Below are 24,632 nucleotides of genomic sequence, written 5' to 3' on the forward strand. Positions count from 1 at the left end.
AAACGTTTTACACGTGTTGTTAGACTGTAAAATAGTCCAAACTATGGTATAATATATCTAGTTACTAATAGTGAAATGAGGCATTTTTTAATGCAAGATAAAAATCTAGTGAATGTCAATCTGACAAAGGAGATGAAGACTAGCTTTATCGACTACGCCATGAGTGTAATCGTATCGCGTGCTCTTCCTGATGTTCGTGATGGGTTGAAACCTGTTCATCGTCGTATTTTGTACGGAATGAATGAATTAGGAGTTACGCCTGATAAACCTCATAAGAAATCTGCCCGTATTACAGGGGACGTAATGGGTAAATACCACCCACACGGGGATTCATCTATCTATGAAGCTATGGTTCGTATGGCTCAATGGTGGAGCTACCGCTACATGCTTGTAGATGGGCACGGTAACTTTGGTTCTATGGACGGTGATGGCGCTGCCGCGCAACGTTATACTGAAGCACGTATGAGTAAGATTGCTCTTGAAATGCTTCGCGATATCAATAAAAATACCGTTGACTTTGTTGATAACTATGATGCCAATGAACGAGAACCTGTTGTTTTACCAGCTCGTTTTCCAAATCTTTTGGTCAATGGTGCCACAGGTATTGCCGTTGGTATGGCGACCAATATTCCACCTCATAATTTGGGTGAAACCATTGATGCTGTTAAACTCGTCATGGATAATCCTGAAGTTACAACTAAAGATTTGATGGAAGTTTTGCCTGGTCCAGACTTCCCAACTGGTGCCCTAGTTATGGGGAAATCAGGTATTCATAAGGCTTACGAGACTGGTAAAGGATCTATTGTTCTACGTTCTCGTACGGAAATTGAAGAAACTAAAACAGGTCGCGAACGTATCGTTGTTACTGAATTCCCATATATGGTCAACAAAACCAAAGTACATGAACATATTGTGCGTCTGGTTCAAGAGAAACGTATCGATGGAATTACTGCTGTTCGTGATGAATCTAACCGTGAAGGTGTTCGCTTTGTTATTGAAGTTAGACGCGACGCATCAGCTAATGTTATTTTGAACAACTTATTCAAGATGACTCAGATGCAGACTAGCTTTGGTTTTAACATGCTTGCTATCCAAAATGGTGTTCCAAAGATTTTATCGCTTCGCCAAATCTTGGATGCATACATTGAGCACCAAAAAGAAGTTGTGACTCGTCGTACTCAATTTGATAAAGAGAAAGCCGAAGCACGCGCACATATCTTGGAAGGTTTGCTGATTGCACTAGACCACATCGACGAAGTTATTCGTATTATCCGTGCCAGTGAAACTGATGAAGAGGCTCAAGCAGAATTGATGAGCAAGTTCAAGCTTTCTGAACGTCAAAGTCAAGCAATCCTAGACATGCGTCTCCGTCGTTTGACAGGTTTGGAACGTGATAAGATTCAGTCAGAGTATGACGAATTGATTGCTTTGATTGCTGATTTAACTGATATTCTTGCAAAACCAGAACGCGTAGCACAAATCATCAAAGAAGAATTGGATGAAGTCAAACGGAAGTTTGGAGATAAACGCCGTACTGAGTTGATGGTTGGTGAAGTCTTGACACTTGAAGATGAAGACTTGATTGAAGAGTCTGATGTTCTCATCACTTTATCAAATAAAGGCTACATTAAACGTTTGGACCAAGACGAGTTTACTGCCCAAAAACGTGGTGGACGTGGTGTTCAAGGTACTGGTGTTAAGGATGATGACTTTGTCAGGGAGTTGGTTTCTACCAGCACCCATGATCACTTGCTCTTCTTTACCAACAAAGGTCGTGTCTATCGTTTGAAAGGTTATGAAATCCCAGAATATGGTCGTACAGCCAAGGGATTACCTGTAGTGAACCTCTTGAAACTGGATGAGGGAGAAAGTATCCAAACCATTATTAACGTCGAATCAGAACGAAGTGATGATGCATACATCTTCTTTACGACTCGAGCAGGTATTGTTAAGAGAACTAGCGTAAAAGAATTTGCTAACATTCGTCAAAATGGTCTAAAAGCCTTGAATTTGAAAGATGAGGACGAATTGATTAATGTTCTTCTGACTCAAGAAGATACTGATATCATCATTGGTACTAAATTGGGATATGCAGTTCGTTTCAATCAATCATCCGTTCGTAGCATGAGTCGTAGTGCTACAGGTGTTAAAGGAGTAAATCTTCGTGAAGGTGATGCTGTAGTTGGTGCTAGAGTGATTACCGATCAAGATGAAGTTCTTATCATTACTGAAAAAGGATACGGTAAGCGTACAGTTGCCACTGAATATCCAACTAAAGGTCGTGCTGGTAAAGGTATGAAGACTGCTAATATTACAGATAAGAATGGTCATCTTGCTGGTCTTCTAACAGTAAAAGGCGACGAAGATTTGATGGTTATCACAGATACCGGTGTCATGATTCGTACAAATGTTGCCAATATTTCTAAGACTGGACGTTCAACTATGGGAGTTAAGGTTATGCGTCTAGATGAGAACGCTAAGATTGTAACCTTTACAACAGTTGCGGCAGCTGAGAAAGAAGAAGTTGGGGCAGAAAACGAAACAGAAAGTGAAGAATAATGTCTCAAAAAAGAACTAAGAGTAAAAAAAATAAACGTAAGAATCTGCTGATTAATATTTTAGCTGGCTTTCTAATCCTTTTGTCTCTAGCATTGATTTTTAACTCGAAGATACGTGATGTAATTATGATTTGGAATACCAATAAATATCAAGTAAGTCAGGTTTCAAAAGAGGAAATTGAGGAAAATAAAACTGCTACTGGAAATTTTGATTTTGACTCTGTAAAATCCTTATCTTCAGAGGCAGTACTTTCTGCTCAATGGAGTTCCCAGCAACTTCCAGTAATTGGTGGTATTTCTATCCCAGAACTTGAAATGAACTTGCCTATTTTTAAGGGGCTGGATAATGTGAACCTTTTCTATGGTGCTGGAACCATGAAAGCTGATCAGGTTATGGGACAGGGAAATTATTCGTTAGCAAGTCACCGTATTTTCACTGGTAAAGATGCAGATCAGAAGCTATTTTCACCCTTAGCACGAGCTACTAATGGAATGTTCATTTATCTAACTGATAAAGAAAAGGTTTATAAATATGAAATTGTAGAAGTTAATAAGGTGACTCCAGATCGAATCGATGTTATAGAAGACCGAGATGGGGTTGACGAGTTGACTTTAGTAACCTGTGAAGATGCTAATGCTACAGAACGGATTATTGTTAAAGCAAATTTGAAAGAAGTTAAAAACTATTTAGAAGCTTCCCCAGAAATATTGCAATCATTTAATAAACCATATAAACAATTTTATGAATAGTAGAAGAGGTTGGGACAAAAGAGCCCGACCTCATTTTTTATTAGCAATCAAACTTTGACGCGGTAGCTGATTGAACTTTTTGTTCGTCTTTTAGACTCCAAAAAACTCCTAATCATCCTCGCGGGGCTGGGACTACGAAATCGAGACTTTGTCTATCGATTTCTGTCCCACCGCCTTTTCTTGTCAATTTCAGAAAATAGATTAGGTAAAGACTTTTCAATTCTTTTAAAAAGTAGTATAATGTTTCTATTATAGAAATTTTTAGAAAATTCAAAAAGAGGTTTGTTATGGGATACACAGTTGCTGTTGTCGGCGCTACAGGTGCCGTTGGTGCTCAAATGATCAAAATGTTGGAAGAATCAACCCTTCCAATTGATAAGATTCGTTACCTTGCGTCTGCACGTTCTGCAGGAAAGGTCTTGCAATTCAAAGGTCAAGATGTGACCATTGAAGAAACAACAGAAGATGCATTTGAAGGGGTTGATATTGCGCTCTTCTCAGCTGGTGGTTCAACTTCTGCAAAATACGCACCTTATGCTGTTAAAGCAGGTGCTGTCGTTGTAGATAACACTTCTTACTTCCGTCAAAATCCTGATGTACCTTTGGTAGTACCTGAAGTGAACGCCCACGCTCTTGATGCTCACAACGGAATCATCTCTTGTCCAAACTGTTCAACTATTCAAATGATGGTTGCTCTTGAGCCTGTTCGTCAAAAATGGGGTTTGGACCGTATCATTGTATCAACTTATCAAGCAGTTTCAGGTGCTGGTATGGGAGCTATTCTTGAAACCCAACGTGAGCTTCGTGAAGTCTTAAATGATGGAGTTAACCCACGTGATGTTAAAGCAGAAATCTTACCTTCAGGTGGAGATAAGAAACACTATCCAATCGCCTTCAACGCTCTTCCGCAAATTGATGTCTTCACAGATAATGACTACACATACGAAGAAATGAAGATGACAAACGAGACTAAGAAAATTATGGAAGACGATAGCATTGCTGTTTCAGCAACTTGTGTGCGGATTCCAGTCTTGTCAGCTCACTCAGAGTCAGTCTACATTGAAACAAAAGAAGTGGCTCCAATCGATGAAGTCAAGGCTGCGATTGCTGCCTTTCCAGGTGCAGTTCTTGAAGACGATGTGGCTCACCAAATCTATCCTCAAGCAGTCAATGCTGTCGGTTCACGTGATACATTTGTCGGACGTATCCGTAAAGACTTGGATGCTGAAAAAGGGATCCATATGTGGGTTGTTTCCGATAACCTTCTCAAGGGTGCTGCTTGGAACTCGGTTCAAATTGCAGAAACCCTTCATGAACGTGGTTTAGTACACCCAACAGCTGAGTTGAAGTTTGAATTGAAATAGGGAGCAAAACAGAAATCAGTAACTCGAAGAGTTTGATTTCTTCCTCTTATTTTACGAACAGAACAGGAGGCAAAGGCAAGTATGCCCCAGCCTCTTTCTTATATAGAGAAAGGTTTTTTCTATGTCTTATCAAGATTTAAAAGATTGTAAAATTATCACTGCTTTTATTACTCCTTTTCATGAAGATGGCTCTATCAATTTCGATGCGATTCCAAAATTAATTGAACATTTGTTGGCACATCATACAGATGGTATTCTCCTAGCAGGAACAACTGCTGAGAGTCCGACTCTTACTCACGATGAGGAGTTGCAGTTGTTTGCAGCTGTTCAGAAGGTTGTTAATGGACGTGTTCCTTTAATCGCTGGTGTTGGTACTAATGATACACGAGACTCTATTGAGTTTGTCAAAGAAGTAGCAGAATTTGGAGGCTTTGCGGCTGGCCTCGCAATTGTTCCCTACTACAATAAACCATCTCAAGAAGGAATGTATCAACACTTTAAAGCTATTGCAGACGCCTCTAATTTACCCATTATTATCTATAATATTCCAGGTCGTGTAGTAGTTGAATTGACTCCGGAAACCATGCTTCGCTTAGCGGAACATCCAAATATCATCGGAGTTAAAGAATGTACCAGCCTTGCAAATATGGCCTATTTGATTGAGCACAAACCAGAAGAATTCTTGATATATACTGGAGAAGACGGAGACGCCTTCCATGCTATGAACTTGGGTGCTGACGGGGTTATCTCTGTTGCTTCTCATACCAATGGTGATGAAATGTATGAAATGTTCACTGCGATTGAAGAAAGTGATATGAAGAAAGCGGCAGCTATTCAACGTAAATTTATTCCCAAGGTTAATGCTCTCTTCTCATACCCAAGTCCTGCACCTGTTAAGGCAGTCCTCAACTATATGGGATTTGAAGCTGGTCCAACGCGCCTCCCATTGGTTCCTGCGCCTGAAGAGGATGCTAAACGCATTATCAAGGTTGTTATTGACGGAGACTACGAAGCAACTAAAGCGACTGTCACTGGAGTTCTTCGACCTGATTACTAATATAACTAAGATAAATAGAAACTTCCTAACAAGTAAAATTGTTGGGAGTTTTTTTCTTTTTCTACGAATAGATAAATAGAGAGAGAAAAAGGAGTCGATCATGAAAATTAAGATTGATAATTTCGAGATTTATAAGTTAAAGCAAGCAGGTTTAAGTAATCAGCAGGTTCTGAAAGTACTTCAATACGGAGAAATTTATGATCAGGAATTGAGTTTAGAGACAATTGCTGAAGCCTCAGAGTGTCGTAATCCAGTAGTTTTTATGGAGCGATATCATAAACTGACTTTTGAAAGCATGGAACGATTAAAGAAAGATTTTGAAAAGTTCCCATCATTTTCGATTCTGGATGATGTTTATCCCATTTCGCTTAGTGAAATTTACGATGCACCTGTATTGCTTTTTTATAAAGGAGATTTAAATCTCTTAAAATTACCAAAGATAGCAGTTGTAGGGAGTCGCTCTTGTAGTCAAACCGGAACCAAATCAGTCCGGAAAGTCATCGAAGAACTGGAGAATGAATTAGTTGTGGTGAGCGGACTTGCTAGAGGAATTGACACAGCAGCCCATATGTCAATTCTTCAAACTGGTGGCAAAACGATTGCAGTGATTGGTACTGGTTTAGACGTCTATTATCCTCGTTCAAATAAACGTCTTCAAGAATACATTGGAGACAATCATTTAATACTAAGTGAGTACGGACCAGGGGAAGAACCCTTGAAATTTCATTTTCCTGCCAGAAATCGCATTATTGCAGGATTGTGTCGAGGAGTTATCGTTGCAGAAGCTAAAATGAGATCTGGTAGCTTAATCACTTGTGAGCGTGCTATGGAGGAAGGTAGAGATGTCTTTTCGATTCCAGGTTCCATTTTAGATGGACGCTCAGACGGCTGTCATCATTTGATCCAAGAAGGAGCAAAACTAGCAACATGTGGGCAGGATATTCTCGCTGAGTTTGAGTTTTAGACATAGAATCATTTCATTTAGCAAACTTTTCTTCTATTGTATGGGTGTTAAGTCTTGACAGGTTTTTAAAAATGGTTTACACTTTATAAAGTTTAATTACTTTGAAAAGGTGTGATACTGTGGCTACGGCAACAAAGAAGAAAAAATCAACAGTTAAAAAAAATCTAGTAATCGTGGAGTCGCCTGCAAAGGCTAAAACGATTGAAAAATATCTGGGTAGAAATTATAAGGTTTTAGCCAGTGTTGGTCATATTCGTGATTTGAAAAAATCCAGTATGTCAGTCGATGTGGAAAATAATTACGAACCTCAATACATCAATATTCGTGGGAAAGGTCCTCTGATCAATGACTTGAAAAAAGAAGCTAAGAAAGCCGATAAAGTCTTTCTTGCAAGTGACCCGGACCGTGAAGGAGAAGCTATTTCTTGGCATTTAGCGCATATTTTAAATCTTGACGAGAATGATACCAACCGTGTTGTTTTCAACGAGATTACCAAAGATGCAGTGAAAAATGCCTTTAAAGAACCTCGTAAAATCAATATGGATTTGGTCGATGCCCAACAAGCCCGTCGTGTTTTGGACCGTTTAGTAGGGTATTCAATTTCTCCAATCTTGTGGAAAAAAGTAAAAAAAGGTTTATCGGCAGGACGTGTGCAGTCTGTCGCTTTAAAGCTAATCATTGATCGCGAAGATGAAATCAATGCCTTCCAACCAGAAGAATATTGGACGATTGATGGTGTCTTTAAAAAAGGTACCAAGCAATTCCAAGCTTCTTTTTATGGAATGAATGGCAAGAAGATGAAGTTGACTACTAATGATGAAGTCAAAAAAGTTTTATCTCATTTGAACAGCAAGGATTTTACAGTTGATCAAGTAGATAAAAAGGAAAGAAAGCGCAATGCTCCTCTTCCATATACAACGTCTTCTATGCAGATGGATGCTGCTAACAAGATAAATTTCCGTACTCGCAAGACTATGATGGTTGCTCAGCAACTCTATGAAGGAATCAATATTGGTACAGGTGTCCAAGGTCTGATTACCTATATGCGTACGGATTCTACTCGTATCAGTCCAGTTGCTCAGAATGAAGCTGCTAGCTACATCAATGAACGTTTTGGTAGTAAGTATTCTAAACATGGTAGCAAGGTGAAAAATGCCTCTGGCGCTCAAGACGCCCACGAAGCTATTCGTCCTTCAAGTGTCTTTAATACTCCTGAAAAAATTGCTAAGTATTTGGATAAAGACCAGCTTAAACTTTATACCCTTATCTGGAACCGTTTTGTAGCGAGTCAAATGACGGGTGCTATCTTTGATACCATGGCTGTTAAACTTTCGCAAAATGGTGTTCAATTTGCAGCAAATGGTAGTCAGGTTAAGTTTGATGGTTATTTAGCCATTTACAACGATTCTGATAAGAATAAGATGCTACCAGATATGGAAGTAGGAGATGTGGTCAAACAGGTCAATAGCAAACCTGAACAACATTTCACACAACCGCCTGCACGATATTCAGAAGCAACACTGATTAAAACCTTGGAAGAAAACGGAGTTGGACGTCCATCTACCTATGCTCCAACCATTGAAACAATCCAAAAACGTTACTATGTAAGACTTGCATCTAAACGCTTTGAACCAACTGATCTAGGTCAAGTTGTTAACAAGCTGATTGTCGAATACTTCCCTGACATTGTAAATGTGAAATTTACCGCTGAAATGGAAGGTAAACTGGACGATGTTGAGGTCGGAAAAGAAGAGTGGCAACGGGTTATTGATGAATTTTACAAACCATTCTCTAAAGAGGTTGCAAAAGCTGAAGCAGAGATGGAAAAAATTCAAATCAAGGATGAGCCAGCTGGATTTGACTGTGAAGTTTGTGGCAGTCCTATGGTGATTAAGATTGGACGCTTCGGTAAGTTTTACGCATGTAGCAATTTCCCTGATTGCCGACATACACAAGCCATTGTAAAAGAAGTTGGTGTTAAATGTCCAAATTGTCATCAAGGGCAAATCATCGAACGCAAAACCAAACGTAATCGTATTTTCTATGGATGCAATCGTTATCCAGAATGTGAGTTTACCTCTTGGGATAAACCTGTTGGACGTGATTGTCCTAAATGTGGTCACTTCCTCATGGAGAAAAAAATCCGTGGTGGAGGGAAACAGATCGTATGTAGCAATGGTGACTACGAAGAAGAAAAGATTAAATAAAAATAATTAGGGCTGAAATGATAATTTCAGCTCTTTTTAATTTAAACTTGACAGATTTTATCTTTTTATGCTTAACTAGAAGAAGATTATTCTTACTTAGGAGTAGATATGCGCATTATTTATCTTAGCATTGGATTCATTTCATTAGCTTTGGCTATCGTTGGAGTTGCCTTGCCACTATTACCGACAACACCCTTTCTCTTGTTGTCAATAGCTTGTTTTTCAAAATCTTCTAAACGTTTTGAAGATTGGCTCTATCATACCAAGCTTTATCAAACCTATGTTGCGGACTTTAGAGAAACCAAGTCCATTGCGCGTGAACGCAAGAAAAAAATCATTGTTTCGATTTATATCTTAATGGGAATTTCGATTTATTTCGCTCCGCTTCTGCCAGTAAAAATTGCTTTAGGATGTTTAACAATATTTATAACCTATTATCTCTTTAAGGTGATTCCAGATAAAGAATAGCTAAAAAAGTAATGATTTTCCTTGATAAAAAGTAGGGGTTACTTAAAACAATATGATATAATAATATCAAATAAATCGTCAAGGAGAATCAAATGATTTACGAATTTTGTGCTGAAAATGTAACCTTGCTTGAAAAAGCTATGCAGGCAGGAGCTCGCCGTATCGAGCTCTGTGACAATCTAGCAGTTGGTGGAACAACTCCAAGCTACGGAGTGACCAAGGCAGCTGTGGAACTGGCTGCCGACTACGATACGACCATTATGACTATGATTCGACCACGTGGTGGTGATTTTGTCTACAATGACCTCGAGATTGCTATTATGCTCGAGGATATTCGTCTAACTGCTCAGGCAGGAAGCCAAGGCGTTGTCTTTGGTGCATTGACTGCTGATAAGAAGTTGGACAAGGCCAATCTTGAAAAATTGATTGCTGCATCTAAAGGTATGGAAATTGTTTTCCATATGGCTTTTGATGAATTGAGCGACCAAGATCAGTTGGAAGCCATTGATTGGCTAAGCCAAGCTGGAGTGACACGCATCCTGACTCGTGCTGGTGTATCTGGCGACTCGTTAGAGAAACGCTTTGCTCACTATCACAAAATTTTAGAACACGCTGCAGGAAAGATTGAAATTTTACCTGGTGGAGGGATTGACATGGACAACCGTCAAATCTTTATTGACCAACTGGGCGTGACACAATTACATGGAACTAAGGTTGTCTTTTAAAAAATAGAAAGGAACTGCTAGCTTTTGGTAGCAGTTTTCGCTTATGTTTGAAATTTTTAAAGCCTATCAATTTAATAGTAAAAAGTCTAAAGAGTATGGATTTATAGAAAATCAAGGTGTATGGACTTATAGTTCGACTATCTTGCAGGGAGATTTTCTCATGATGGTTACAGTTGAGGATGGGGACTTAAGTTTTCAAGTTTATGACCAAGAAACTGGTGACCTCTATCCTCAAGTTCATATGGAAAGTATGAGAGGTACTTTTGTCGGAAGCATTCGAGAGGCTTGTTTAGAAGTTCTTTATGGCATTCGAAAGGCTTGTTTTGAGGTACAGGAATTTCTCTGTCCTCAGACAAAAAGAATCTTGACTCGTGTTCAAGAAAAGTATGAGAATCAATTAGAATACTTATGGGAAAAATCACCTGATACGGCGGTTTTGCGTCATGAAGATAATCAGAAGTGGTATGCGGTTCTAATGAAGATTTCCTGGGAAAAACTAGATAAAACTCAAGAAGGGCTAGTAGAAGTCGTTAATCTTAAGCATGATCAAGTAGCTGATTTATTAGTAGAAAAAGGCATTTACCCAGCTTTTCATATGAATAAGCGCTATTGGATAAGTCTTCCACTTGATGATACTCTAACTGACGAAAAGGTGCATGAATTATTTGATAGAAGTTACTTTTTGACTTCTAAGAAATGAAGGTAGCTATTTGATTTTTTAAATACGTTCAATTCGCAAAATATTCTTTATTGAAGAAATTTTCAGAAAATATTGGATTTTTTCTTGACAAGTAATTTTTCCTATGCTAGAATACTAAACAAGACATCAAACAAAGGAGAAAGCCAAACATGAAAACAGCTAAGTTTAATCAATTTGCTTTGTTGTTGAGGTACTCGGACTAGTGCAATAGCATTAGTCCTGTTTGGCTTACCAAGCGGGAGTAAATCAACATCTCGCTTGGAACTCCGAGCGAGATGTTTTTTCTATATCGAAAATGTGAAGGGAGAATTCTCATGCGTGTAGTTGAGTTTTTAGATACCAGTCTCCGAGATGGTGAGCAGACACCAGGTGTCAATTATTCTATTAAGGAAAAGGTTGCTATAGCAAAACAGCTTGAAAAATGGGGAATTTCAGCAATCGAAGCTGGTTTTCCAGCAGCTAGTCCAGATTCATTCACAGCTGTCCAAGAGATTGCCAAAGCCATGAAAACAACAGCAGTGACAGGGTTAGCTCGTTCTGTTAAATCTGATATTGATGCTTGTTATGAAGCTCTCAAGGATGCCAAGTATCCACAAATCCATGTTTTTATCGCTACTAGTCCTATTCATCGTGAATTTAAGTTGAATAAAAGCAAAGAGGAAATATTGGAAGCTATTAAAGAGCATGTTTCCTATGCACGTAGTAAATTTGAAGTGGTAGAATTCTCTCCTGAAGATGCGACTAGAACTGAGCTGGATTTCCTCTTACAAGTCGTTCAAACAGCGGTAGACGCAGGTGCGACTTATATCAATATTCCTGACACGGTTGGTTTTACCACACCAGAGGAATATGGGAATATCTTCAAGTATCTGATTGACAATGTTAAAACTGATCGTCAGATTATCTATTCGCCTCACTGTCATGATGATTTAGGTATGGCAGTGGCTAATAGCCTTGCAGCTGTAAAGAATGGAGCAGGACGTGTCGAAGGAACCATTAACGGAATCGGAGAAAGAGCTGGGAATGCTGCTTTAGAAGAGATAGCAGTAGCCCTCAATATTCGACAAGATTATTATCAAGCAGAGACAAGTATTGTTCTAAACGAAACGATTAATACGTCCGAAATGGTCTCTCGCTTCTCAGGAATTCCAGTTTCAAAAAATAAGGCAGTTGTCGGTGGAAATGCCTTCTCTCACGAATCAGGTATTCACCAAGATGGTGTTCTTAAAAACCCTCTTACCTATGAAATTATCACACCTGAACTGGTGGGTGTCAAGAGCAACAGTCTTCCGCTTGGGAAATTGTCTGGTCGCCATGCTTTTGTTGAGAAACTAAGAGATTTGGCCCTAGATTTTACAGACGAGGACATCAAACCACTTTTTGCTAAGTTCAAGGCCTTAGCAGATAAGAAGCAAGAAATCACAGATGCTGATATTCGAGCTCTGGTAGCTGGCACCATGGTTGAAAATCCAGAGGGCTTCCACTTTGATGATCTACAACTCCAAACTCATGCGGAAAATGATATTGAAGCGACTGTTAGCTTGGCTAATTTGGATGGTGAAAAGGTTGAATTTAATGCAACAGGACAAGGTTCGGTTGAGGCCATCTTTAACGCTATCGACAAATTCTTTAATCAATCTGTTCGCTTGGTATCCTACACGATTGATGCAGTAACAGACGGGATTGATGCTCAGGCACGTGTCTTAGTTACTGTTGAAAACAGAGATACTGAAACAATCTTTAACGCAGCAGGTCTTGATTTTGATGTGCTAAAAGCATCAGCTATTGCCTATATCAATGCCAATACCTTTGTTCAAAAAGAGAATACTGGCGAGATCGGTCCAAATGTTTCCTACCGCGATATGCCTAGTCTTTAAAGGAGAATACCATGACAAAGAAAATAGTTGCCCTAGCAGGGGATGGGATTGGACCAGAAATCATGGAAGCTGGTTTAGAAGTTCTTGCATCGATAGCTGAAAAAACAGGATTTGACTTTGAGATAGACAGACGCCCTTTTGGAGGTGCTGGTATTGATGCTACAGGATATCCCTTACCAGATGAAACACTCAAGGCATGTAGAGAAGCAGACGCTATTCTCCTAGCAGCTATCGGTAGTCCCCAGTATGATAATGCCGCAGTTCGACCTGAACAAGGCTTGCTGGCTCTTCGTAAGGAACTCAATCTCTATGCTAATATTCGTCCGGTTAAAATCTTTGATAGTCTCAAGCATTTATCACCTCTTAAGCCCGAACGAATTGCTGGTGTTGACTTTGTTGTAGTGCGTGAGTTGACAGGTGGGATTTACTTTGGTGAACATATCCTTGAAGAGAAATCGGCACGTGATATCAACGATTATAGCTATGAGGAAGTAGAGCGGATTATACGCAAGGCCTTCGAAATTGCAAAAGGTCGAAATAAAGTTGTTACTAGTATCGATAAGCAAAATGTATTAGCAACTTCAAAACTCTGGAGGAAAGTAGCTGAAGAAGTCGTAAAAGATTTTCCGGATGTAACCTTGGAACACCAGCTAGTCGACTCGGCTGCCATGCTCATGATTACAAATCCAGCCAAGTTTGATGTTATCGTGACAGAGAATCTTTTCGGAGACATCCTCTCGGATGAGTCAAGTGTCCTATCTGGTACACTTGGAGTCATGCCATCGGCTAGTCACTCTGAAAATGGACCGAGCCTTTATGAACCCATTCATGGTTCAGCACCTGATATAGCTGGTCAAGGCATTGCCAACCCCATTTCCATGATTTTATCAGTCGCTATGATGTTGCGTGATAGTTTTGGACGTTATGAGGATGCGGAGCGTATCGAGCATGCTGTTGAAGAAACTTTAGCAGCAGGAATTTTAACGAGAGATATAGGAGGACAGGCTTCAACCAGGGAAATAACAGAAGCCATCATTGAAAGACTATGAAGATAAATCAAGGAATTACTTTTGCTCTCTTAATTTGGAACCTTTTGATTTTTGTCATCTATGGCATTGACAAATCCAAAGCCAAAAGAGGTGCTTGGCGCATCCCTGAAAAATATTTATTATCATTTGCATTCTTTTGTGGTGGTTTTGGTGCCTGGTTGGCAGGAATCACCTTTCACCACAAGACCAGAAAATGGTATTTTAAAACAGTTTGGTTCCTAGGAATAGTGACTACACTAGTAGCTTTGTATTTGATATGGAGGTAATGAATGACAGGAAAATCGATTTTTGATAAATTATGGGACCTCCATGTAATCACAGGAGAAGAGGGACAACCGCAACTCATGTATGTGGATCAGCACTACATCCATGAGGTGACCAGTCCTCAAGCTTTTCAAGGATTACGAGATGCAGGGCGTAGATTGAGAAGACCGGATTTAACATTTGGCACCTTTGACCACAATGTCCCGACGGTCAATATATATGATATTCGAGATGTAATCTCCAAAGCACAGATTGATAAGTTAGCTGAAAATGTTGAGGAGTTCGGGATTGAACATGCTGCCCACGGTTCTGAAAAACAAGGCATCGTTCACATGGTTGGTCCAGAAACAGGACGAACACAACCAGGAAAATTTATCGTCTGTGGAGATAGCCATACGGCGACCCATGGAGCTTTTGGAGCCATTGCCTTTGGAATTGGGACCAGTGAGGTCGAGCATGTCTTTGCTACTCAAACTATTTGGCAGGTTAAACCCAAGAAAATGTTGGTGGAATTCACAGGAGTTCCTCAAAAGGGAGTCTATTCCAAGGATTTCATCCTAGCCTTGATTGCCAAGTACGGCGTTGCCTGTGGTGTAGGCTACGTGGTGGAGTATCGAGGTCAGGCCGTTGATGCACTTAGTATGGAAGAGAGAATGACTATCTGCAATATGTCCATAGAATTTGGATCCAAGATGGGAATTATGAATCCAGATCAGAAGACTTATGATTATCTCAAGGGACGAGAGTGTATTCCAAAAGATTTTGATACAGCAGTAGCTGATTGGGAAAGGCTGGTTAGTGATGACGATGCTTTCTATGACAAGGTTATCCGTATGGATGTTTCTGAATTAGCACCTATGGTGACTTGGGGAACTAATCCTGCCATGGGAGTTGACTTTGAAACTAGCTTTCCAGAAATAAAAGATATGAATGATGAACGTGCTTATCATTACATGGATTTACAGCCAGGTCAGAAACCAGCAGATATCGAACTTGGCTATGTCTTTATCGGTTCTTGTACCAACGCTCGGCTCAGCGATTTACAACTAGCAGCTCGGTTTGTAGAAGGGAAGAAAATCGCTCCCAACTTGACGGCTATCGTGGTACCCGGTTCTCGACCAGTCAAGCGAGCTGCTGAAAAGCTGGGCTTGGATAAGATTTTCCAAGATGCTGGCTTTGAGTGGAGAGATCCAGGTTGCTCTATGTGTCTAGGGATGAATCCCGACAAGGTTCCTGATGGTGTTCACTGCGCCTCAACTAGCAATCGTAACTTTGAAGATAGGCAGGGATTTGGAGCGAAGACTCATCTTTGTAGTCCAGCAATGGCAGCTGCCGCAGCTATCGCAGGACGTTTCGTAGACGTTCGGCAAATGCCAGAGGCCCAGTAAGGAGTGGATATGGAAAAATTTACAGTTTATACAGGAACAACGGTTCCTCTTATGAATGATAATATCGATACCGACCAAATCCTACCCAAACAGTTTCTGAAGTTGATTGATAAGAAAGGTTTTGGAAAATACCTCATGTATGCTTGGCGTTATGTGGATGATCAGTATACTGAGGATCCAGACTTTGTCTTTAACCGACCTGAATATCGCAAAGCTAGTATTCTCATCACAGGAGATAATTTTGGGGCTGGTTCTTCGAGGGAACACGCCGCTTGGGCATTAGCGGACTACGGTTTTAAGGTCGTGATTGCCGGCTCTTTTGGAGATATTCATTACAATAATGAACTCAATAATGGTATGTTGCCTATTGTTCAGCCTAGGGAGGTTAGAGAAAAGCTAGCCCAACTTAAACCGACTGACCAGGTAACTGTGGACTTGGAACAACAAACAATCATCACACCAGTTGGAGAATTCACTTTCGAAATTGATAGTGAGTGGAAACACAAGCTCTTAAATGGTTTAGATGATATCGGTATTACCTTGCAGTATGAAGACTTGATTGCTGCTTATGAAAAACAACGACCAGCCTACTGGCAAGAATAAAAAATAGAAAAGGAAATAGAACTATGACAAAACACATTCAATGGACGGGAACACTTTCACAAGAAGGTTATGACATTTTAAAAGGTGAGGGTGGATGTATCGTTTGTCCTACTAAAGTTGGTTACATTATCATGACTAGCGACAAGGCAGGACTTGAGCGCAAGTTTGAAGCTAAAGAACGTAATCGTAATAAACCAGGTGTTGTCCTCTGCGGCAGCATGGATGAGCTTCGCGCTTTAGCACAACTCAATCCAGAAATTGAAGCCTTCTATCAAAAACATTGGAATGAAGACATTCTTCTTGGTTGTATCCTTCCATGGAAACCAGAAGCCTTTGAGAAATTGAAAGCATACGGTGATGGACGTGAAGAACTCATGACCGATGTGCGTGGAACGAGCTGTTTCGTTATCAAGTTTGGGAAAGCTGGTGAACAATTGGCAGCTAAACTTTGGGAAGAAGGCAAAATGGTATATGCTTCATCTGCAAACCCTTCTGGAAAAGGAAACCGAGGTAAGGTTGAAGGAATCGGTGAACGTATCGAAGGAGCAGTGGATCTTGTCATCGAAGCAGACGACTATGTTGCATCTATCCAACCAGACAAAACAGTTGAAACACGATACGAACAAGGTGTGATGGTGTCTATGGTTGATAAGGATGGCAAACTCATACCAGAACAAGGTGGAGCACGTTCAATCTCACCAGCTCCAGTTGTGATCCGTAAAGGACTTGATATTGATAAAATCATGATGCACTTATCAGATACCTTTAATTCATGGGATTACCGTCAAGGTGAGTATTATTAAGACAGTAAAAAATAGAGAGCTCATAATCTCTTTATTTTTTATGAAATCACAAGTAAAATCCGAACATAATAATTTTAATGTTTCATAATGTTTGACAAAAACTTTACCTTAGTTTATAATCGTTAGAGGAAACGTCGGAAAAGACGTAGCGATGCGAAAGCATAGGTAGGTCATTATAAAAGAAACGAGACATCGAAATGTTAAACGAATTTCCGATCTTTGACTATGAAGATATTCAGCTAATCCCTAACAAATGTGTCCTTAAAAGTCGTGCAGAAGCTGACACACAAGTGACACTTGGGAAGCACACCTTTAAGTTACCAGTTGTTCCTTCAAATATGCAAACTATCTTGGATGAAGATGTTGCAGAACAACTTGCAAAAGGTGGTTATTTCTATATTATGCATCGCTTCGATGAAGCTGGGCGCATTCCTTTTGTGAAACGCATGCATGAAAAAGGTTTGATTGCTTCTATCTCTGTTGGTGTTAAAGAATACGAATATGATTTTGTTAGTCAATTAAAGGAAGATGCGCCAGAGTATATCACTATTGATATCGCTCATGGACATGCCGACAGTGTGATTTCAATGATTCAGCACATCAAAAAAGAATTGCCAGATACGTTTGTCATCGCTGGTAACGTTGGTACTCCCGAGGCAGTTCGTGAACTTGAAAATGCTGGAGCAGACGCTACTAAGGTCGGAATCGGTCCAGGTAAAGTATGTATTACTAAGGTTAAAACAGGCTTTGGTACAGGTGGTTGGCAACTAGCAGCTCTTCGCTGGTGTGCTAAAGCTGCGCGTAAACCGATTATTGCCGATGGTGGTATCCGTACACACGGAGATATTGCTAAGTCAATTCGCTTTGGTGCTAGTATGGTTATGATTGGCTCACTATTTGCAGGCCATATCGAAAGCCCTGGTAAAACTGTCGAAGTCGATGGTAAACAATTTAAAGAATACTATGGTTCTGCTTCAGAATACCAAAAAGGTGCCTATAAGAATGTCGAAGGTAAGAAAATTCTTCTTCCTGCCAAAGGACATTTACAAGATACCCTAACTGAGATGGAACAAGATTTGCAAAGTTCGATTTCTTATGCTGGAGGTCGAAAGGTAGCTGATCTTAGACATGTAGATTATGTGATTGTGAAGAACTCTATCTGGAATGGAGATGCTCACTAAAAATATCATTACTTATTTATGCCGCGAATTGGCGTGTCGTTTCTACAAGGTACCGTAAATACCTAACAATGAGTAAGTCAAGAGAGATAAAAGAAGCAGAGATATCTGTTTCAATCTTTCTAAGGGGCTTACTTTGTAAGTCCCTTTTTATTTCGGAGGTTAATGTGAAATTACTAGAGGAACGTATTTTAAAAGATGGGAATATTCTAGGTGAGAATATTCTTAAGGTGGATTCCTTCTTGACCCACCAAGTTGACTATTCCTTGCTGCGTGAGATTGGTCGTACTTTTGCAGAGCATTTTAAAAATGCTGGCATTACAAAAGTTGTAACCATTGAAGCATCTGGAATTGCTCCAGCTCTATATGTTGCAGAACAATTAGATGTACCTATGATTTTTGCTAAGAAGGCAAAAAATATTACCATGAATGAAGGAATTTTAACTGCAGAAGTATTTTCTTTCACGAAACAAGTTACTAGCACTGTATCTATTGCAGGGAAGTTCTTATCTCCAGGAGATAAAGTATTAATTATTGATGATTTCTTGGCTAATGGTCAAGCAGCTAAAGGTTTGATTCAGATTATCGAGCAAGCTGGTGCTACAGTTGAGGCCGTCGGAATTGTGATTGAAAAATCCTTCCAAGATGGTCGTGAGCTGTTAGAAAAATCAGGTCATCAGGTAGTATCACTTGCTCGTTTAGAGCGTTTTGAAAATGGAAGAGTTATCTTCAAGGAGGCAGACATCTAATGAAACAACAGGAAAAACACTCACAGGCAGCCGTTCTTGGTTTGCAACACTTACTTGCTATGTACTCAGGTTCAATCCTAGTACCCATCATGATTGCAAGTGCTTTGGGGTATTCAGCTCAACAGTTGACATACCTTATCTCTACAGATATCTTTATGTGTGGGGTTGCAACTCTCCTACAATTGCAACTCAATAAACACTTCGGTGTTGGTTTGCCTATTGTTCTTGGGGTAGCCTTCCAGTCTGTTGCTCCACTTATTATGATTGGACAAAGTCATGGTAGTGGTGCCATGTTTGGTGCCTTGATTGCTTCAGGGATTTATGTTATCCTGATTTCAGGTATCTTCTCTAAGGTTGCCAATCTTTTCCCTGCAATCGTAACTGGTTCTGTTATCACAACTATCGGATTGACCTTGATTCCAGTTGCTATCGGAAATATGGGAAATAACGTTGAAAAACCAACTGGACAAAGTCTAGCCTTGGCAATGATTACTGTTCTCATTATTCTTTTGGTCAATATCTTTACAAAAGGATTTATCAAATCTATTTCGATTTTGATTGGTTTGATTGTCGGTACGATTATTGCAGCGACTATGGGCTTGGTTGATTTTTCTCCAGTAGCAGAAGCTCCACTGGTTCATATCCCAACTCCATTCTACTTTGGCGCTCCACAATTTGAGATTTCATCTATTGTCATGATGTGTATCATCGCTACTGTATCCATGGTAGAATCAACTGGGGTTTATCTTGCCCTTTCTGATATTACTAAAGATCCAATTGATAGCACTCGTCTCCGTAATGGTTATCGTGCTGAAGGTCTCGCTGTTTTACTTGGTGGACTTTTCAATACCTTCCCTTATACAGGATTTTCACAAAACGTAGGTTTGGTGAAACTTTCAGGTATTCGTACTCGTTTGCCAATCTACTACGCAGCTGGTTTCCTTATCTTACTCGGTCTTTTGCCTAAGTTTGGTGCCTTGGCTCAGATTATTCCTAGCCCTGTTCTTGGTGGAGCAATGCTCGTCATGTTCGGTTTTGTGTCTCTCCAAGGGATGCAAATCTTGGCTCGTGTAGACTTTGAGCACAATGAACACAACTTCCTCATTGCAGCAGTGTCTATTTCTGCTGGGGTTGGATTGAACGGAAGCAATCTCTTCAATACTTTACCGACTGAACTGCAAATGTTCTTCTCAAATGGTATCGTCATTGCGAGTGCTGTAGCCATTATCTTGAATGCTATTTTGAATCGTAAAAAATAAAAATAAATGAGAAGTGATAGAAATATCCTTCTCATTTTCTTTTTTAGAGCTTGAATATTGTTTCTATAGTCCTTTTTATGGTAAAATGGTTTTATGAATGAAAGAATGAAAGAGCTCGTTGAGTTGCTCAATCGCTATGCGACAGAGTATTATACAAGTGATAACCCATCTGTATCTGATAGTGAGTATGATCGTCTTTATCGTGAACTGGTAGAGTTAGAAAATGCTCACCCTGATCAAGTTTTACCAGAAAGTCCGACCCATCGCGTCGGAGGTAAGATTCTAGATGGATTTGAAAAATATAGTCATCAGTATCCTCTCTATAGTTTGCAGGATGCTTTTTCACGTGAAGAACTCGATGCCTTTGATGCGCGTGTTCGTAAAGAATTGGATGATGTTACTTATATCTGTGAGTTGAAGATTGATGGTTTATCGATTTCCTTGACTTATGAGCAGGGAATTTTTGTTGCTGGAGCAACTCGTGGTGATGGTTCAATTGGTGAAAACATCACGGAAAATCTCAAACGTGTCAAGGACATTCCTTTATCCTTACCAGAGAAATTAGATATCACTGTTCGTGGTGAATGTTATATGCCAAGAGCTTCTTTCAATCAAGTCAATCTTGCTCGTCAAGAAAACGGCGAGCCTGAATTCGCCAATCCACGAAATGCTGCTGCAGGAACACTTCGCCAATTAGATACAGCAGTAGTAGCCAAACGTAATCTTGCAACCTTCCTCTATCAAGAAGCAAGCCCTTCAACTCGGGATAGCCAAGAGAAGGTTTTGGAACATTTAGAACAATTGGGTTTTGTTGTTAATCCAAGACGCCTATTAGCACACAGCATGGATGAAGTTTGGAAGTTTATCCAAGAAGTAGGTCAAGAAAGAGACCAATTGCCTTATGATATCGACGGTGTCGTAATTAAGGTCAACGACCTAGCTGGTCAAGAGCAACTTGGATTTACAGTTAAAGCGCCTAAGTGGGCAGTCGCTTATAAGTTCCCTGCAGAAGAAAAAGAAGCAAAACTGCTTTCTGTTGACTGGACAGTAGGACGAACTGGTGTCGTAACTCCGACTGCCAATCTTACTCCGGTGCAATTGGCAGGTACAACAGTTAGTCGTGCAACGCTTCATAATGTTGACTATATCGCTGAAAAGGATATCCGCAAGGATGATACAGTCATTGTTTACAAAGCGGGTGATATCATACCAGCCGTTCTACGAGTGGTGGAGTCTAAACGTGTGTCGGAGGAAAAACTAGATATCCCAACAAACTGTCCAAGTTGTGAGAGCAAGCTGTTACACTTTGAAGATGAGGTGGCTCTTCGTTGTATAAACCCACGTTGTCCAGCTCAAATCAAGGAAGGTCTAATTCACTTCGCATCTCGTGACGCCATGAATATCTCTGGCCTTGGCCCATCAATCGTGGAGAAATTATTTGCTGCTAATTTGGTTAAGGATGTTGCAGATATTTATAGCTTGACTGTGGAAGATTTTCTCTTATTAGATGGTATCAAGGAGAAATCAGCTCAAAAACTTTATCAGGCTATTCAAACTTCTAAAGAAAATTCTGCTGAAAGACTTTTGTTTGGTTTGGGGATTCGTCATGTAGGAAGTAAGGCAAGTCAGTTGCTTTTACAAAACTTCCACTCAATCGAATCGCTAGCACAAGCCAGTCCTGAAGAAGTTGCAGGCATTGAAAGTTTGGGAAGTGTCATTGCTCAAAGTCTCCAATCTTATTTTGAGACTGAGGGCGCTAAAATCCTTTTAAGAGAATTGAAAGAATTAAATGTTAATCTAGATTATAAAGGACAGGTCGTTGTAGCAGATGCTGCCTTATCAGGTCTAACAGTCGTATTGACAGGAAAACTTGAACGTCTTACTCGCTCGGAAGCTAAAAGTAAACTCGAAAATCTTGGAGCCAAGGTAACGGGTAGTGTATCGAAGAAGACGGACCTTGTGGTAGCAGGAGCAGATGCAGGTAGCAAACTCCAAAAAGCACAAGAACTTGGAATTGAGATTCGAGATGAAGCTTGGTTGGAGAGTTTATAATCATTACACACTAAAGAATGACTATCTTAGATTTCTTGCTCCAATTCGAAAATTTAAACAAGAAATTATTTTTTTAAAATTTAACAATTAGAAATTAGGGAGAACTATGTACAATTATCCTGTACTTATTCATTATCATCGTAAGGATGAGGCTTATAAAGATTGTAGTTTTAGTAAAAAGCCTCTTGATACAGTTGAGTTAGTAAAAGAAGAAGAGTATTTTGGAGAAAAATTTTCTTTAACTCAAACTAGCGAAAAAGCTATCGAAACGATGACTTTTGTAATTACAAAAGACGGTGTTTCAAAAGAGTATCCAATTCGTTTCAATTATTATCCACTTCTAACGGAAGTTTGGATTTTAGATGGAGATGACACTGTTTATTATTCTGAAAATCCAGCTATTGCAAGTCCACACTATAAAGATCAAAATCCATTTGCTTTTGATAAAGCGATTAACAGTGCCAGTTTTGATCACCATTGGGGTTACCAAGGAGAGTTGGGATACCAGGTTTCCGAAGAAGAAACAAGCTTTAAACTTTGGTCGCCAACAGCAACAACTGTACAAGTTGTAGTCTATGAATCAGCTAGCAATGACGCTCCTATCCTAAAAACGTATGAGATGAAGCGTGGAAATAGTTATTCTTATAGTCACAAATATAATACAATAGGAGTTTGGGATTTGACAGTTCCTGAAAGTCTTGCAGGTCGTGCCTATCAATATCTGATTGATTTTCCACATCATCAATCATTGACACGTGATCCATATACCATCGCGACAAGTCCAGATGGCAAACGTTCAGCGATTCTTTCAAAAAAAGAACATCAAGTTGAAGGTTTTGAAGTTAAGAATGGAACGGAAGCAACTTGGCGATTAGAAAATCCTTGTCAAGCGGTTATTTACGAAATGCATATTCGTGACTTGACCAAGTCTGAAACTTCTGGTGTTTCTCCAGAATTAAGAGGAACATTCTTGGGTGCTGCCCAAACTGGAACAGTCAATCACTTCGGTCAGTCTACTGCATTTGACTACATCAAAGAACTTGGTGTGAACTATGTTCAACTGCAACCAATTGCTGATCGTCACAAAGAGTATGATGCAGATGGAAATGTGACCTACAACTGGGGTTACGATCCACAAAACTACAATGCACCAGAAACCAGCATGTCTACGAATCCAAATGATCCAGGTCAAGTCATCCGCGATTTGAAGACGATGATTCAAGCTTATCATGATGCTGGAATTGGCGTCATTATGGATGTGGTGTACAACCATACGTTTTCAACTGTTGATGCCCCATTCCAAACAACGGTTCCAGACTATTATTACCGAATGAACCGCGATGGAAGTTATCAAAATGGTACTGGTGTAGGAAACGAGACTGCTAGTGAACATGAAATGTTCCGTAAGTACATGATTGATTCACTTCTTTATTGGGTGAATGAGTTTAATATTGATGGTTTCCGCTTTGACTTGATGGGAATCCATGACATTAAAACCATGCAGATGATCCGTTGGGCAATGGATGAAGTCGATCCTAAAATCATCCTTTATGGAGAAGGTTGGGATATGGGTACTGGTCTAGCACCTTACGATAAGGCTAAGAAAGACAATGCTTATCAGTTACCTAATATTGGATTTTTCAATGATGATCAACGTAATGCGGTTAAGGGTGCTGAAGTTTATGGTGATATCAAATCAGGCTTCGTAAGTGGTGCTGCCACTGAACCAATTGTTGCCAAAGCTATCCTTGGTAGTCGTGAACTGGGCTCTTATTTAAGCCCTAATCAGGTTGTCAACTATGTAGAAGCCCATGACAACTATAACTTGCATGATTTATTAGCGACACTTCATCCAACAGAAGACCAAGCAAGTATCATGAAAAAGGTAGAAACAGCAACTGCCATGAATCTACTCATGCAAGGTATCTCCTTTATGGAACTTGGTCAAGAGTTTGGACGTACCAAACTGGTTCCTACAGGTGAAAACGGTGAGTTGACTCATGATGATCGCGAACGTGCCATGAACAGTTACAATGCTCCAGACGCTGTTAACCAGGTGGACTGGGACTTAATCAATGAGCGTCAGGATAGTATTGAATTTATTCGTCAGATTATAGGTCTTAAAACAAAGAGTAGTGCCTTTTCATACCCTACATACGAGGAAGTATACCGTCACGTCTTTGTTCACACAGCTATTGAAAATAGTGGCTGGATTGTCTATGAAATTCAGGAAGATGACGAGCATTACTTAGTGGTCTTTAATGCTAAAGGAGAATCCCACTATTATGAAAATGCGGGAAACCTTGAAATGCGAATCACTAATAGTCGTTCAAACCAAGAAAACACTATTGATAATGTGAGCGTTGCAGTTATGAATGTTTTAGTTTAAAAAAATAAAACTCAAGATTAATCTTGAGTTTTTTATATATAAATTTGTCCTAATAAAAAATATGGAAATATTACTAAAAATAGTTGAAAATTTCAGAAAATTTGATAAAATTGTACTTAAGATACTTTATCCGAACAAAAATATTAATTTATGAAAATAATGTTAAGTTTTTGTGGTGTCTATTTTGCAAAATTAGGATTGAAAAAAATATTGTAAGCAATTTAATGC

20 protein-coding genes and 1 riboswitch are annotated in these 24,632 nt (G+C 39.6%); all 20 genes read left to right on the forward strand.

Translation table 11 applies throughout. The annotated features are described in order from the left end of the window. Positions 1-90: 90 nt before the first annotated feature. The gene (gene gyrA / locus HW271_RS03955; protein ID WP_178894932.1) at positions 91-2,559 is read left to right on the forward strand and encodes a DNA gyrase subunit A; all 2,469 of its coding nucleotides are present in this window, start codon (positions 91-93) and stop codon (positions 2,557-2,559) included. Beyond that, positions 2,559-3,308, forward strand: a complete 750-nt coding sequence (locus HW271_RS03960; protein WP_178894933.1) for a class A sortase — start codon at positions 2,559-2,561, stop codon at positions 3,306-3,308. Before gyrA ends, HW271_RS03960 begins: the two co-directional genes overlap by 1 nt. A 287-nt stretch (positions 3,309-3,595) precedes the next feature. Continuing rightward, a complete protein-coding gene (locus tag HW271_RS03965; protein ID WP_178894934.1) occupies positions 3,596-4,672 on the forward strand; it encodes an aspartate-semialdehyde dehydrogenase in 1,077 nt (358 codons plus the stop codon). Positions 4,673-4,793: 121 nt separating this feature from the next. Beyond that, on the forward strand, positions 4,794-5,729 hold the full coding sequence (gene dapA, locus HW271_RS03970; RefSeq protein ID WP_178894935.1) for a 4-hydroxy-tetrahydrodipicolinate synthase: 936 nt from the start codon (positions 4,794-4,796) through the stop codon (positions 5,727-5,729). A 106-nt stretch (positions 5,730-5,835) separates the two neighbouring features. Beyond that, positions 5,836-6,693, forward strand: coding sequence for a DNA-processing protein DprA (gene dprA, locus HW271_RS03975; protein ID WP_398588216.1), 858 nt, complete (start codon positions 5,836-5,838; stop codon positions 6,691-6,693). A gap of 119 nt (positions 6,694-6,812) precedes the next feature. Then, complete coding sequence (topA, locus tag HW271_RS03980) at positions 6,813-8,900, forward strand: type I DNA topoisomerase (protein WP_178894937.1); 2,088 nt, start codon at positions 6,813-6,815, stop codon at positions 8,898-8,900. A 108-nt stretch (positions 8,901-9,008) separates the two neighbouring features. Continuing rightward, a complete protein-coding gene (locus tag HW271_RS03985) occupies positions 9,009-9,368 on the forward strand; it encodes a YbaN family protein (protein ID WP_045614983.1) in 360 nt (119 codons plus the stop codon). Between the two features lie 92 nt (positions 9,369-9,460). After that, on the forward strand, positions 9,461-10,093 hold the full coding sequence (locus tag HW271_RS03990; RefSeq protein ID WP_178894938.1) for a copper homeostasis protein CutC: 633 nt from the start codon (positions 9,461-9,463) through the stop codon (positions 10,091-10,093). A 43-nt stretch (positions 10,094-10,136) separates the two neighbouring features. Further along, positions 10,137-10,793 (forward strand): MmcQ/YjbR family DNA-binding protein, encoded by a 657-nt coding sequence (locus HW271_RS03995; RefSeq protein WP_178894939.1) that lies wholly within the window; start codon positions 10,137-10,139, stop codon positions 10,791-10,793. A gap of 314 nt (positions 10,794-11,107) precedes the next feature. Beyond that, positions 11,108-12,670, forward strand: a complete 1,563-nt coding sequence (locus HW271_RS04000) for a 2-isopropylmalate synthase (protein ID WP_178894940.1) — start codon at positions 11,108-11,110, stop codon at positions 12,668-12,670. A gap of 11 nt (positions 12,671-12,681) precedes the next feature. Then, positions 12,682-13,719 carry a 3-isopropylmalate dehydrogenase gene (gene leuB / locus HW271_RS04005; RefSeq protein WP_178894941.1) on the forward strand — a complete coding sequence of 346 codons (1,038 nt, stop codon included), beginning with the start codon at positions 12,682-12,684 and terminating at the stop codon, positions 13,717-13,719. Then, on the forward strand, positions 13,716-13,985 hold the full coding sequence (locus tag HW271_RS04010; protein ID WP_178894942.1) for a DUF1294 domain-containing protein: 270 nt from the start codon (positions 13,716-13,718) through the stop codon (positions 13,983-13,985). Before leuB ends, HW271_RS04010 begins: the two co-directional genes overlap by 4 nt. A gap of 3 nt (positions 13,986-13,988) precedes the next feature. Continuing rightward, on the forward strand, positions 13,989-15,371 hold the full coding sequence (gene leuC / locus HW271_RS04015; protein WP_178894943.1) for a 3-isopropylmalate dehydratase large subunit: 1,383 nt from the start codon (positions 13,989-13,991) through the stop codon (positions 15,369-15,371). 9 nt (positions 15,372-15,380) lie between these two features. Beyond that, a complete protein-coding gene (gene leuD / locus HW271_RS04020) occupies positions 15,381-15,974 on the forward strand; it encodes a 3-isopropylmalate dehydratase small subunit (RefSeq protein WP_178894944.1) in 594 nt (197 codons plus the stop codon). A gap of 23 nt (positions 15,975-15,997) precedes the next feature. After that, positions 15,998-16,777 (forward strand): L-threonylcarbamoyladenylate synthase, encoded by a 780-nt coding sequence (locus tag HW271_RS04025; RefSeq protein ID WP_178894945.1) that lies wholly within the window; start codon positions 15,998-16,000, stop codon positions 16,775-16,777. 197 nt (positions 16,778-16,974) lie between these two features. Further along, positions 16,975-17,958, forward strand: coding sequence for a GMP reductase (gene guaC, locus HW271_RS04030; protein ID WP_178894946.1), 984 nt, complete (start codon positions 16,975-16,977; stop codon positions 17,956-17,958). Continuing rightward, positions 17,951-18,047: riboswitch (purine riboswitch) on the forward strand. (Overlaps the previous gene by 8 nt.) 75 nt (positions 18,048-18,122) lie before the next feature. Beyond that, positions 18,123-18,704 (forward strand): xanthine phosphoribosyltransferase, encoded by a 582-nt coding sequence (locus tag HW271_RS04035; protein ID WP_178894947.1) that lies wholly within the window; start codon positions 18,123-18,125, stop codon positions 18,702-18,704. Then, positions 18,704-19,963: a nucleobase:cation symporter-2 family protein gene (locus HW271_RS04040; protein WP_178894948.1), complete on the forward strand. Its 1,260-nt coding sequence runs from the start codon at positions 18,704-18,706 to the stop codon at positions 19,961-19,963. The genes HW271_RS04035 and HW271_RS04040 overlap by 1 nt, the downstream gene beginning before the upstream one ends. A gap of 93 nt (positions 19,964-20,056) precedes the next feature. Further along, the gene (gene ligA / locus HW271_RS04045; protein ID WP_178894949.1) at positions 20,057-22,015 is read left to right on the forward strand and encodes an NAD-dependent DNA ligase LigA; all 1,959 of its coding nucleotides are present in this window, start codon (positions 20,057-20,059) and stop codon (positions 22,013-22,015) included. Between the two features lie 106 nt (positions 22,016-22,121). Next, positions 22,122-24,404: a type I pullulanase gene (gene pulA / locus HW271_RS04050; protein WP_178894950.1), complete on the forward strand. Its 2,283-nt coding sequence runs from the start codon at positions 22,122-22,124 to the stop codon at positions 24,402-24,404. Positions 24,405-24,632 lie beyond the last annotated feature (228 nt).

The organism is Streptococcus sp. oral taxon 061 (assembly GCF_013394695.1).
Taxonomy (GTDB): Bacteria; Bacillota; Bacilli; order Lactobacillales; family Streptococcaceae; genus Streptococcus.